The following is a 12,629-nucleotide window of genomic DNA, read 5'->3' as shown; positions in this document are numbered from 1 at the left end:
CTATTTAAGATTACTTGATTTTTTCCAAATAATTAACTGCTGACCCTTTACTAATGCCACTCCCGCCCCAATATGATTCCATTTCATAATATCTTGAGTTGCCACTTTATAAAGCCTTTCGAGTGTATTATACGTTTCATCGGGTTGGACAATATGTATGACTCTGTACACTTTACCTTTTATTGGCGTCTGCCTTAAGAATTTTGACTTTGAAATTTCATGGAAAGGTAATACAGGAGTATTCTTATTACTCGGAATTAACAAGACTTGATTGGGTCGTATAGAGCCATCTGACAGACGATTTAATTTTTTTATTAATGAAGCGGTCGTATGATATTGTCTGGCAATACTTTGTAAGCTATCCTTCGGAAGAACGAGATGTTTTCTCCAGCTCACTCGTTTATCGACAGGTGAATGGGATAAATTGAAATAAAACTGAGTCACTTTTGCTATAGGAATAAGCAAAGTGAAGGGCTTATAGGGTGCTGTAGCCCATCTATTATAGCCTGGATTTAATTTGGTTAATTCATTAACCGAAATGCCTGCTAAACTGGCCGCATGATTCAAGTCAATTTGACTGCCAATATTCACCTCTTCAAAATAAGGTCGAAATGGCATTGCAGGCAGATTTATTTTATAAGCCCGAGGGTTGCTCATGATTTCAGCCAGAGCTAAAAATCGAGGGACATAAACTTGTGTTTCTTTAGGTACATCCAGATTCCAAAAGCTGACACTACCTCCCTTAGGGTTATTTGCTTTTACAGCTCTGCCTATGGCTCCTTCGCCAGCATCGTAAGCTGCGATGGAGAGTATCCAGTTTCCGTTAAACACTTTGTTTAAATGCATCAAGTGAGTCAGAGCTGCCTCAGTTGAATGATTAATGCTTCGTCTTCCATCAAACCACCAATCCTGTATTAAGCCTAATTGATTTCCCGTCACTGGCATTATTTGCCATAAACCTGCAGCACCAACTTTTGAATAAGCAAAAGGGTCGTAAGCACTTTCTATCATTGGGAGTAATGCCAGCTCACCTGGTAAATTTCGTCTTTGTATTTCTCGAGTTACATGATAGAGATAGGGTTCAGCTTGTTTACAGACCTTGGTCACAAAGCCAGGATGATCCAGCAGCCAGCGTATTTGATCTTGAACCTCTGGGCGATGGATTTCATGATTCATCTTAAATTCATTGCGCAAAACATCCCATACATCACGTGTTTCAAATGCTTTAGCATGAGTAGTGAAGATAAAAAAAATAAGGCAACTGAATAGCAGCTGCATTTTTTTATCGATAAATATCTTAATCAAATTACGATTCCTGCTCTACAAAGCTTCTCTGGAGTCCGTTTATAATGCATTGTTTCTATTCGCCTGAAACAGCCCTGAAGAGGGTCTTATAATAAAATATACTCCTCTCGGTATCTTGTATAAAGCACTTCCTGAAACATAAGGCCATGATATTGCAAATTTAATAAATACATATTTTCGTCTTTATCCAGCGAGATATTTAGGTATTGATAGTTCAGCCATCACATCAAGCATGACTAATTAGTTATCACAAATTGTATTTATTATCTAATTTTTTATTGGGTAAAATAAGACATCAATTGGTTTATTATGTCAGATTAGGCCAATTTTGTTTAATTATGTTGTGGCTGTTTAGTATAAAATTAATTAGAGAATCTATAAATATTTTATTTAAACACGCCCTGGCAATTTGTCATAGATATTTCATATATCCCCGTTTTCTAACGAAATGAAACGGTGATCATCTTCTCTATAGAGAAAATTTAACACCCTATCTATGTAACGGTTTTCTTATGATATTGCTCTAACATTTGTTTCAGTATATGCTGATGGCTCATCCAGCAACTATTTATGACAGACTGATTTTTATCGGGGCGGTAAGTGCTTATTTTCATACGGAAATGGGATGGCTGGTTGTGTATTTCAAGCATCAAAGAATAATAAGAATTAATCTATTCAGGAGATTGGAAATTATGGGCACTTTTTTTGAATGGTTTCCCAGAGAGGTAGGTCTAGATAAGAACCCGGATGCGTTTAGGACAGATTGCTATAAATACTACTGGGGAGATCCTCCTCGATGGGGTGGTACCGTTGACGCATGTGAAGTTGAAACTGATTTATACACTATGGTATATCATTCGATAGGACTTTTGAGCTACTTGATACCTTTGGTAGGTGGATATTTAGCTTTACATTTTGCACGAAATGCAAACTCTAAAACATTTTCCGAGGAAAATCCAGAACATAGCCTTGAGCAGTCTGTTCTTACCCTTAAGTAGGCTTAACTATTTGATCTAAAATCAATGATTTAAAAGCCCAGATAAAAAGGTACGCTTTAAAATCGAGTCTCGTTAAGAGATTTTCATATGTCAGGAATTTCGCCTAAGATGTCGGATCGTTGATCCGACATCGAATGAATAGGAAAGCTCCTGATCAAATATGAGTTTTTAGATTGTATTCACGTTATCGGTTTTTATCGATAGTAAAGCTTTCAATTCACTACCGATATGCTCATCTTCTAACAACGGCATCAAGGTAGTACCAAGTACTCCTGTAGTTAGTATATCTTTATCCGTATCATTGAGTGGCTCAGCGCCTTCTGTTTCAAGATTTTGAAATAATTTGGTGATAGCGTTTAGTTTGTCAGTCTTACTGTAACCTGCTGCTCCAAAAAAACTGAACAGTGTTCCAGCCATTCCATAATAGTGTTCATATGTCCTTTCTTGAGTAGAATCGATATAAGGTTTCAACGCTTCTCTCAATCGTGCAATAGCCACAGCTCTTGTGTCGGTCTCACTGACATGCTCTTGATGAGTAACAGTAACAGGAACAACATTCTCTTCTTCGATATCGTTATCGTAATCAACACTTTCAGAATCAGAAATGGATTCATCAAGGGTTTCGTCATTTTCAGCAGTCAATTGGATCTCGAGCAAACGCACCTTTTTTTGCAGATTTTCTATTTTTTCTGGCAAAGTCTTTGTAGCAAGTTTGATTAAGCTCACAATAGGATGCTCTGGGTCAAGAAAAATCCGTAATTGATCTTTGTTTTGTATTAATTCTGAATTTTCAAATTGAGATAATGCTCTTCTTTTAACTTCTGTTGACTGACTCAACAGCGCCTGATCAAGAATGAGAGCCAATTCATTCGCTTCTTTTTCCAATGCTCTTAATTTAGACATAACCATTCCCAATTTAGTGATAATTTTTTTAAACAGTGATTAATTATAAAACAAAAATATTAAGATAATCTTAACTTATGAAAAATGGGCTATTTTCCCGATTCGTAAATTTTCCTTCCGAATGGTACTTGATAGAGCTTTTGTAAAATAGTTTTACGGAAGTGTTCTCAAGTTCCATTGGTTTGACTTTTGTCTTCTTGAGGTTGATGCCATTCATAACCTAATAAGTCAGAGTATTATGGGATTCTGCCTTTTTGAATTAAACAGAGTTCATGATTTATCTATTGGTACTGAAAATTCGGATAACATCTACAATGATAAATTTATGTATTTTTTTGATCACAAAACCTTAAATAGAGTTATATTCCGCATTATTTTGTCGCAAAAGCGATCTTTTTGAAAACATTTAGTTAATATTGATTAATTATCATACAATTATCTATGAATAGTTGGTTAGCTGTTTTAGAAAGAAAGTGAGTTGATTATTCAATTAACTCATCGAAATGAAGAACATTCATCGGTCCTGTAATAGCACAAGTAATCATAGAGTTTAAATCGAGAAAATTTATACGAGTAACTTAAATTTTCAACTTAAAATTTTTAGGAGATTAAATCATGACAACACCACTATTCCCAAAAAATGACGGTTTCGTAACTATACGCCAAGGTCAAACTGGAGACTGTTATCTTTTGGCGGCTTTGGATTGTATACTAAATTCAGGGCCTGAAGGTTATGCAACCATCAAATCATTATTTAAAGAAACAGAAGAAGGCATTGAAGTAAGATTTAAATCTGGTGATCTGAGTAAAAATTTACAAAAAGATAAATTGCAGGGTAAATACAAATATCATTACGATCCGATCAATAATCAAGACGTGTTTTTTATTGACAAAAAGAAAATACAAGAAATTGACCAAACTACCTACGGAGTAAGAAGTAATTCTTTGGCCATAAAAATTTTAGAACGCTTAAGCTCTTATTACTTTATATCGGATTGGAACCAAAAACTACCGTTGGCAAGTATTCTTGCTCATAATAATAGATTAGAAAAAAGATATGAAGGGAGCTCATCAGCATTTGTCGGTAATTTATTAGGTATTATGACTTACAATACCAGGAATGCTCTTAACATTATACGATTAAAAACCATAGCTCCACTAGAGCCAATTTATATCTCTATGAAATATGGTCAAATTGATGCTAATGGGGAAACACATGACGGACATGCTTTGAGGATTGATAGAATTATTCCTAATCCAAAAAGTGCGGGTGGGTATGATTTTGTATTGGTCAATCCATGGGATAATCAGAAGCGAGAAACTTATAGTTTAAATGAAATCCAACAAAGAGATTGTTCCTTTGGTGTATTTAGTACCAAACCTTATGAACATGATCTTAAGAAAAAACTATTAAAAGCCCATGAAAAAATAGGACAAAAAGTATTTGGCGATGTTGAACTGTATCAGATGATACGAAAAATGAGCGAAGTAAATGGCAAATTATTAGATTTAAGAACTATTGGCAAATGCGTTAAACTATATGAAAGGATTAGTGGTTTTTCCAATCTGTTTGCTGCCTTATCCCTTAGCGAACAAAAAACAATGATTTCATGTGTTGACCTAGAATCAAAACCGACCAATTTTATAAGATCATTCCTATCTTCAGCACCAACTGCTCGCCCTGCAGTTATTGAACATCTAGATTTAACTAAATATTACGTGAATAAGATTAGTCAATACCCTATAGAATCTGTGAATTTTGATGACCCTATAGAATCAGTTAATAAATACAAAAAGTCTGTAATATCTGAACTGCAAAAAATAAAGGACCGTGCATTAGCTCAAAAAAAATATACTCAACTAGATAGTGTTAGTATCGAAAAAGCTCTTGCTGAGAAGTTACGCGAGGTAGATGCACTGTTCAGGTTTGGGTTATTTTTTAATGCACAAGATATTGATCTAAATCAAGAGTTAAATATTGATGCAAATCAAGAATTAAACATTCCTCTAAATCAAGGAATAGATATTAATAGATACCGGTTTGGTTTATTTTCTAAACCAGTGAATATTAATCCAAATCAAGAACCGGATCTACAAAATAAACCTAAAATCTAATCTTAGCTAAATATAAGACGTAGTTATTCACGCTTGATCTGACAGTTACCAGCTATTCAAAGGTATCTGTCAGGTCATATTTAATTTATAAATTTTTCCATCCAGATTTGTGTGTACTCTATCAAGGGTTGCATTCCGAGCACGACCGCAACAAATCTTATCTTGAACAGAGTTTTGATTATTAGAGTATCCCATTCATGCGCCCAGATCTTTTGGAATTGATCGATTATTTGAATTACTTTAAACCATCTGCTATTGCTGTTTTGCAACAACAGATAGTTTGAGATGGTTAGGATTACTCACCCAAGCCAAATGCCTCCAGGATGAGTGATTACACTCAATTTTTAGAATCATGTACCAAATTTATAAGCTGTTGTAACTCACATACTGAGCCACCGCAAGCAGGAATAAGTACCGGATTACCATTATAGGTAATTTTTACTGTGTAATAATTTGCTCCATTATCATAGAGAGAAAAATTAACATTTGAGGCATAAGGTGGGGATTTTTCCAAAGGAGCACCTAAAAAACTTAATACACTGGCTATTGTAGTATCATGAGCAGATAGCAAAACATATTTCAGTTTAGATTTTTTCATACTTCCGGAATTCAGATAATCAGCTATGTTAGTCATCAGCTTTGAACTATAAACATTCGCTATTTGTTGAGGTTTTTCTTGTGCCATAAAAGCCCACTCAGCAGAATTGATAATTGTTTCAATATCGTTAGAAGCTAATCCTTCCGGCATAGGAGCATTATGGATTTGATGAACATATAAGGTATGACCAACTGTTTCCAGATCCTCCAGAGTATCAATATTAATGCCAGTCAGACGGCTCCATAATGGGTATTTGTCTTTCAATTCATTATTTTTTTGTTGCCACTCCCTGGTAGAAAAAACATATTGCTCCATTAGCTTTTTCCGTTCCTTACGATCTACCTGCTGAATGATAACCTCGTCGTACTTAGACGGTGCGCTAAATACGGGAATAGGTTGAAAAGCATGAGGTAAAGCGGAGGTCCCTGCAGGAATTGATGGCCCAGTTCCAGGTGGATATAGCCCCATTAACAATGACTGGGCGCTCATCAGAGTACGTGCATAATCCGTAGAGCGGACATAGATGGTTCCGTATTCATAGTGTTCAGGTAACAAATGCAACTCTTCAATATATTTTTTGCGAAAGGCCACACCCATTTTGTATTCTTGTTGCATACCTTCTGCCGTAAGCTGGCCAAGCCCCTCTTGCCATTGGTAATTTACAGTAGGCAAAGCAACAATCGGCGTTCTGTCGCCATGACGAATAATGTCCACAGCAAAAATAAGTTTGTCTTGTGCTAATAAAATGGAGGGTGCGCTAATTAATAGTGCGAAACTCAGGCAAATCTTGTTGACCATGTATTCATACTCCTTGAGTTAAAGTAAACATGAGGCTTCGTAAAAAATTCTTGTTGTATCTTGCCACCGTTGGTTAATCTCGGTTTCGCACTATGACGAAGACACAAACAAAAATCAAGACATCGGCTTTTGTATTCCCTGATTCATTTGAAACCTGGAGGAGAAATCTGTTTTATACAGGAAGTAAAGAAATTATCCTGAAATCGACTAGAATTAAGATATAGCTCATTTGGTGGGTGAGAAAACCCTTGCCACATTGGAGTTGCAATGAGCCGTTATGTATGCAAGTGGAAATTGATTTATACGTTTTTCATTTTTATTGTCTTTAATAACTGTCCACTTGCCTTTGCGAGCCCTTCCTTAACCAAGCAATTACATACCATCTTAAAAGACAACCTTGCAGACTCATTAACCCCTGGAGCAGTATTACTGATATCAAGTCCTGATTTGGGCACAATTTCCGTCGCGGCAGGGTTGGCAGATAAGGAAAATGATATTTCAATGAATATTACGGACAGTTTTCGTCTTGCAAGCATGAGTAAAACATTTTTGGCTGTAACTGTCTTAAAACTGGTAGCAGATAAACAGTTAAATCTTGATGATCATATTGCAGACTTATTGCCAGATAGTATAGATATTGAACGTATACCGAATGGAGATGAGGTAACAGTGCAACAATTACTGCAAATGCGTAGCGGCATTCCTAATTATACGGATTATGATTCTTACAGTGATCTCATTGATACTATGGCAGACAAGGAATGGACACCAGAAGAATGCATTAAACTAGTCTACGATCAAAAACCTGACTTTAAGCCAGGAACAGCTTATGAGTACAGCAATACTAATTATTTGTTGCTGCAATTAATTATCGAAAACTTAACCGGAGAATCCTATGCTGAATCAATTAAGAAATACATCCTGAAACCTATTCGTTTAAAAAATACATATATAGAAAAGCAAGAATTTGATGACGACCACCATTATTTATCAACACATGGCTATACCTTGGAAGATGGCAAAGTGGTTGACGTAACAGACTATGATGATGGTTTCGGCTTGGCTGATGGTGGAATAATTAGTACTGCTGAAGATATTAATATCTTTGTCCAGGCGTTGTTGAAAGATAAAATACTTTTATCTCCAAACTATTTAACAATGATGCTTACCTTTCCAGATGATTACGGTTTTGGAATAGGACGTGAAGAAATTAATGGGGAGATAGCCTGGTCCCATAATGGAGCAAGCTCAGGATATCAAGGCCAGTACTACTATTTTCCAGACCGGCAATTGACTGTTGTTATTTTAACTAACTATTTTGACAGTGATATCATCAAAGACATAGCATCTCAAACTCTCAGTGCGATTGACAATTCTGAATAACTGCTTAACTGCACTCATCTAATCGAAGTCCGCAAAATAGATTATATGTTATACTAAGTGAAAATTATCTGGTCTTTTATGGGGGCAAAATATGGCTATTTACAAATTTGAAATCTCAACTATGCAAAACGGCAATATACAGATATCCGCAAAACACAAGTCAACAGGAGAGATACACGGCTATGTTCAAATTGCCTCATCAGCCAGGTTAGAAAGCAGAAACTTGCTAGAAATAGACCAGCTTTATGTTGACAATAATGCCAGAGGACATGGATTGGGGAGTGAACTCGCCTCAAGAGCCATTAAATATGCTCTTAAAATGGATAAAGGCATTCATATGATGATTCAACCAGGATCGGATGTATTTTGGAAAAAATATTTCAATTCTCGTTTTGATGGAAAACGCATTACCCTATTTGGTGGAGAAACTTTAAATACTAATTTAGCTGATGGAAAAGTATTTGAAATTTCTAAAGAAAGTTTGGTTGCCAATTACAAATTTCCTCAAGATAGACACCTGCGTGATCGCGATATGGAAAAAATCTGCGCTAAGCTCTCTCATTGAGAGAATGATTATACAAAATTAAAATATATTGGATCAAACAGATAGGGTGTGTTGACAATTGGCTTCCAACGCCTACGTGCCGCGACTTGTTCGCGGCATCCATGAGATCTAATCAGCTGCAGATTTCTTCATAAAGATCGCGCCATTCTGGATTTAACTCTTCAATTAAATTTAACTTCCACTGTCTGCACCAATTTTTGAAACGTTTCTCATGACGAGCAGCTTCTATGTACGTTTCATGCACTTCATAATAGACCAAGATATGTACATTATACCGTGCTGAAAACCCTGGAATCACTTTATTTTTGTGCTCCCAGACCCGCTTAATTAAATCAGATGTTGAGCCAACATATAGGGTGCCATTGCGCTTACTTGCCTTAATATAGGCATAAAATGATTTCATTTTTCTTCCTTGTTATCGAGTTTTGGACTCGGTTCGATAATATCATTCAAATTATGTGGGTTACATAGGAAGCCAAATATATGAGCATGCCATTGCTAGCATTGAAGCATAATTCCGTTTTAACTTATCGTACCTTGTTGCAATAGCACGAAACTGTTTAAGTCTGGCAAATATATTTTCAACTAGGTGACGATATTTATATAAACCCCAATCAACTTCAGCATTACCTGTTTTAGAGTTTTTCTTTCTGGGGATAATTGGAATGGAAGATTTTTGCTTAATTTGTTCTCGAATTTCTTCGCTGTCATAACCTTTGTCCGCAATAGTATAAGTTGCTATCGGTAAAGAGCTGATTAAGTCCGGTGCACCTTTAGCATCATGTACTTCACCGCCAGTCAACTGAAATGAAATTGGAAAACCAAAGGCATCCACAGCCATATGGATCTTTGTTGTATTGCCAGCGACCGATTTACCAATGGCTTCAATTGTTTTGTTAGGTGCACCGGCGCAATGTTGGTGGGCTTTGACAATACTGCCGTCTATAAACTCCCATTCCAGGTCAGGCTCTTGCACAAGAGTCTTGAAAATTCGCATCAATTTGTTTTTCGATGACCATCGATTAAATTGCTGATAAATTGAATTCCACCATCCAAAATCTACCGGGAGGTCTCGCCAAGGGCAACCAACTCGCATAAGATATAACATCGCCTCAACTATCATACGCAGGTTGGGCTTGTCATAAATCCTATGCTGTAGCATGATCTCCCTCAGCTTCGACCAAAGCTCATCATTGAGCATAAGTCTAAGCATTGCAAGCTCGTTTTGTACTTGGGGTTAGAACCGTTATAATACGAGTTTACTCTTATTTATCAATCAATTACACACTTATTCGAAGGACCGATTTCAAGTTGACCATCTCCTGGATGCCGCGAACAAGTCGCGGCACGTAGGCGTTGGGAGCCAATTGTCAACACGCCCTAATACATGATAAACAATATTTCAAGATTTAAGTGTCAGGCTCAAAGAGCCTGACCCGTCAAATTGATTACTCACAAACACTATTCATAACACAATTTTTCAATTCTGATGCAAACTTGAATTGATTGTTTTTGTCATAAGTCACTTCCCAGTTAAATACGCCACCGATATTCCCATAAGCTCTTGGCGGAATGTAAGCCCCACAACTGATATTACTGGCAATCCCTGTGCTAAGGCATTGAATAGCCCGCTTGATTGTAGTTGTCGGAGTAACCGGTGAACCGTCGCTTCCACCATTAGCATTTGAAGAAGGATAACCGATTACCACTTGGGAAGGTCTTAAATAGCTAATATAAGGTTGAAATCCTGTAGGACGTCCATTGACCGTTGCTGGCCAATTCTCCAATAAATCGGTAGCCATAGCTACCGAAAAATCAGGGGCATCAGTTGGTGTAGGACCATAGCATACTTGATCAATTCCGAAAGCACATCCTGTATTGTAAAGCTGGATACCTACCCACGCTAAAGACTGATGGGTTTGCATAGTTAAGGAGGCATAATTCCCCCAGGTTTGGTCGAAACCGCTTGTTGCAGCAATATTAGCCACTTGAGGTGTTAGAGTAATTAACAGAGAAGGATTTTGACTGTACATCGTATTAATAATGCTTGCTAAGACAGCAATGTCACCTTGTGGTTGAGAAAAGGAACCGCCAGCGTTAATACCATGCTCAATATCTATATCAAACCCATCAAAACCATATTGAGAAATTAACTCCTTTAAAGAGTTGATAAATGTTTGTTTAAATACCTCTGGTGAAGAAGAGGCCGCTAAAACCTGGTGAAAATCTACTGTTGTATTGGGAATACTGGTTAACGCACCACCTAAAGAAAGAATAACTTTAATCCCGGCTTGATGAAGAGACTGAATATATTCTTTGGTTATTGTTTCAAAAGCAGGAACAATAACACCCGGAGTATTGGTACTAAACACGCCAAAAGCAATCATGACATGAGTATAGCCTGCGTTCGCTAATTCCTGGGCAGTGGGTGGCGTTTTCCAACCAGGGATGTAACCAATAATACGTCCTTTTTCGGTAGTCACCTGAGTTAAAGTAATACTCACTGCTGCGTTTGTTGTAACTGTTAATGGTTGGGGGGAGAATTGTACTGTATAGCCGGGAACAGCTTCACTTGAAAGAGTATAAATAACCCCATCCGTTAAAGGAAGGACAGATGAACCAACACCATTGACCAGGTCTACTGTTTGTTCCACTGTTTGCGAACTATCATTGGGGGTTAAGATAATTTTCAATGAGGCTAGCGAGGATGGAGCGCCACTGACATTAAGTGTCACGTTCTCTTTAACAACCTGGGCACACTGATAGGTTAAATTGGCAGTTGGAACACTGTTAGCACCTGCCACTAATGAAGATGGTGTGAAAGTGGGCCAGCAATTGTAATCGTTATATTGAATTGCAGAAGTTGAGAATTGATAACTACTCCCCTCTTTCAACTCAGCAACAGTTGTTGTGTTCCCCCAAACAACTGGTTGTGAGCGTGAATTTCCAGATTGACTCTGAGTAAGGAGAACAGTTGGATTTTCATTGTAGTTACTTAATTCGCCAGGGAGGTTCTGCACATGGATCTTGATCTTGCCTGTCTCTTGTACCCGAGCATAATTAATAGTCGAGCTCGTTGTTTGGTTTGCAATCACATTCACCATGCTGGGATTGGCTTGCCCCAAATAAAGATTACCATTACTGTCAGTAACCGTTTCAGCAGAAATGGTATAATTGCCTACGGCAAGCCCAGATAGAGTCTTTGAAGTTTCCCATGGTAATTGCACATCACTGACTGATTGACCATTCATGGTGACATGCACTAAAGCATATCCTTGTGACACGTTTGTTGGTTTTACAGCAGCATTAATCAATTGGATGCTTCCTGATTCAACCGTTGTACTTAAATAAACATTTGCTGTTCCTTCAATATGACTATCAGTGGTTGCCCCATATTTAATGGAAATAGAATTTCCGACAGGCAACTTGCTATTAGCACCTGGATAGCTGGGAAAATGCAGGTTTAAAGTGGCTAAATAGTTTCCACCAGATTGAGGTTGAGAAGCAATATTTAAGGCATTATCCGGGTAAGATAAAGGAGAGAAATCTCCCCAGAAGGAGGTATTTAAAGCATTCGTTGTTTGAAAAGAGATCGTTGAGTTTTGAAAATCAACTGCCTGCTTGCAATTATTGGTTAATTTTAAAACGATTGATTTCCAGTGCTGATTTCCCGTTGCAGTAAACTGCGAGTTTATGCATGCTGTGGGTTGAGCTATAGATGGGTTTAAAGAAGCATTGGCACCAAAACTTGCTGTAATCACAGTTAAAATACCTAAAACCAATAATGAATACCGCATCAATTCCCCCTTATTTAATTGAAAAAAATTTAATCTACCATCATTTTTTTTTATTTAACAATAAGCTATATGAAAATTGTCAGTTTTTTTACAATTGATTTTTTAGTCTAAATGAAATAATTCAACTACTTGCCAATTGAGGTGACTGATTCGAAGGATTATTTTGG

Annotated in this window: 10 protein-coding genes; 4 read left to right on the top strand and 6 right to left on the bottom strand. The window is 37.1% G+C overall.

Annotation, left to right across the window (positions count from 1 at the left end):
• Positions 1-1,305: a transglycosylase SLT domain-containing protein gene (locus tag EL201_RS05950; protein ID WP_027221363.1), complete on the bottom strand. Its 1,305-nt coding sequence runs from the start codon at positions 1,303-1,305 to the stop codon at positions 1-3.
• A 548-nt stretch (positions 1,306-1,853) separates the two neighbouring features.
• On the opposite strand from EL201_RS05950, the gene EL201_RS05945 reads away from it, so the two are divergent.
• The gene (locus tag EL201_RS05945; protein ID WP_231955173.1) at positions 1,854-2,303 is read left to right on the top strand and encodes a hypothetical protein; all 450 of its coding nucleotides are present in this window, start codon (positions 1,854-1,856) and stop codon (positions 2,301-2,303) included.
• A 168-nt stretch (positions 2,304-2,471) separates the two neighbouring features.
• Here EL201_RS05945 and ceg19 read toward each other — a convergent pair whose 3' ends face one another.
• The gene (gene ceg19, locus EL201_RS05940) at positions 2,472-3,242 is read right to left on the bottom strand and encodes a Dot/Icm T4SS effector Ceg19 (RefSeq protein ID WP_080272891.1); all 771 of its coding nucleotides are present in this window, start codon (positions 3,240-3,242) and stop codon (positions 2,472-2,474) included.
• Between the two features lie 579 nt (positions 3,243-3,821).
• Between ceg19 and EL201_RS05935 the strand changes: the two genes are divergently transcribed.
• Positions 3,822-5,321 (top strand): hypothetical protein, encoded by a 1,500-nt coding sequence (locus EL201_RS05935; RefSeq protein ID WP_027221360.1) that lies wholly within the window; start codon positions 3,822-3,824, stop codon positions 5,319-5,321.
• Between the two features lie 337 nt (positions 5,322-5,658).
• Here the strand turns inward: EL201_RS05935 and EL201_RS05930 are convergent, their stop codons facing one another.
• A complete protein-coding gene (locus EL201_RS05930; protein ID WP_027221359.1) occupies positions 5,659-6,717 on the bottom strand; it encodes a histidine phosphatase family protein in 1,059 nt (352 codons plus the stop codon).
• A 267-nt stretch (positions 6,718-6,984) separates the two neighbouring features.
• On the opposite strand from EL201_RS05930, the gene EL201_RS05925 reads away from it, so the two are divergent.
• On the top strand, positions 6,985-8,100 hold the full coding sequence (locus EL201_RS05925; RefSeq protein ID WP_027221358.1) for a serine hydrolase domain-containing protein: 1,116 nt from the start codon (positions 6,985-6,987) through the stop codon (positions 8,098-8,100).
• A gap of 91 nt (positions 8,101-8,191) precedes the next feature.
• On the top strand, positions 8,192-8,665 hold the full coding sequence (locus EL201_RS05920) for a GNAT family N-acetyltransferase (RefSeq protein ID WP_027220996.1): 474 nt from the start codon (positions 8,192-8,194) through the stop codon (positions 8,663-8,665).
• A 112-nt stretch (positions 8,666-8,777) separates the two neighbouring features.
• On the opposite strand, the gene EL201_RS05915 is transcribed toward EL201_RS05920, so the two are convergent.
• The 3 genes from EL201_RS05915 to EL201_RS05905 all read right to left on the bottom strand — a co-directional run bounded on the left by EL201_RS05915 (position 8,778) and on the right by EL201_RS05905 (position 12,462).
• Positions 8,778-9,068, bottom strand: a complete 291-nt coding sequence (locus tag EL201_RS05915; protein WP_027221357.1) for a GIY-YIG nuclease family protein — start codon at positions 9,066-9,068, stop codon at positions 8,778-8,780.
• A 60-nt stretch (positions 9,069-9,128) separates the two neighbouring features.
• A complete protein-coding gene (locus EL201_RS05910) occupies positions 9,129-9,878 on the bottom strand; it encodes an IS5 family transposase (RefSeq protein ID WP_027221356.1) in 750 nt (249 codons plus the stop codon).
• Positions 9,879-10,113: 235 nt separating this feature from the next.
• On the bottom strand, positions 10,114-12,462 hold the full coding sequence (locus EL201_RS05905) for a glycosyl hydrolase family 18 protein (protein WP_027221355.1): 2,349 nt from the start codon (positions 12,460-12,462) through the stop codon (positions 10,114-10,116).
• Positions 12,463-12,629: the final 167 nt, after the last annotated feature.

This window comes from Legionella pneumophila subsp. pascullei (assembly GCF_900637585.1).
Taxonomy (GTDB): domain Bacteria; phylum Pseudomonadota; class Gammaproteobacteria; order Legionellales; family Legionellaceae; genus Legionella; species Legionella pascullei.
Note: the sequence above shows the minus strand (reverse complement) of the source record. Positions and strands in the feature narration are given on the sequence as shown.

What these genes read in the sequence shown, in the direction of transcription:
- EL201_RS05945 (WP_231955173.1), top strand. Translation starts at nt 1,854, where the DNA reads ATGGCTCATCCAGCAACTATTTATGACAGACTGATTTTTATCGGGGCG.
- EL201_RS05935 (WP_027221360.1), top strand. Translation starts at nt 3,822, where the DNA reads ATGACAACACCACTATTCCCAAAAAATGACGGTTTCGTAACTATACGC.
- EL201_RS05930 (WP_027221359.1), bottom strand. Translation starts at nt 6,717, where the DNA reads ATGGTCAACAAGATTTGCCTGAGTTTCGCACTATTAATTAGCGCACCC.
- EL201_RS05925 (WP_027221358.1), top strand. Translation starts at nt 6,985, where the DNA reads ATGAGCCGTTATGTATGCAAGTGGAAATTGATTTATACGTTTTTCATT.
- EL201_RS05920 (WP_027220996.1), top strand. Translation starts at nt 8,192, where the DNA reads ATGGCTATTTACAAATTTGAAATCTCAACTATGCAAAACGGCAATATA.
- EL201_RS05915 (WP_027221357.1), bottom strand. Translation starts at nt 9,068, where the DNA reads ATGAAATCATTTTATGCCTATATTAAGGCAAGTAAGCGCAATGGCACC.
- EL201_RS05910 (WP_027221356.1), bottom strand. Translation starts at nt 9,878, where the DNA reads ATGCTTAGACTTATGCTCAATGATGAGCTTTGGTCGAAGCTGAGGGAG.
- EL201_RS05905 (WP_027221355.1), bottom strand. Translation starts at nt 12,462, where the DNA reads ATGCGGTATTCATTATTGGTTTTAGGTATTTTAACTGTGATTACAGCA.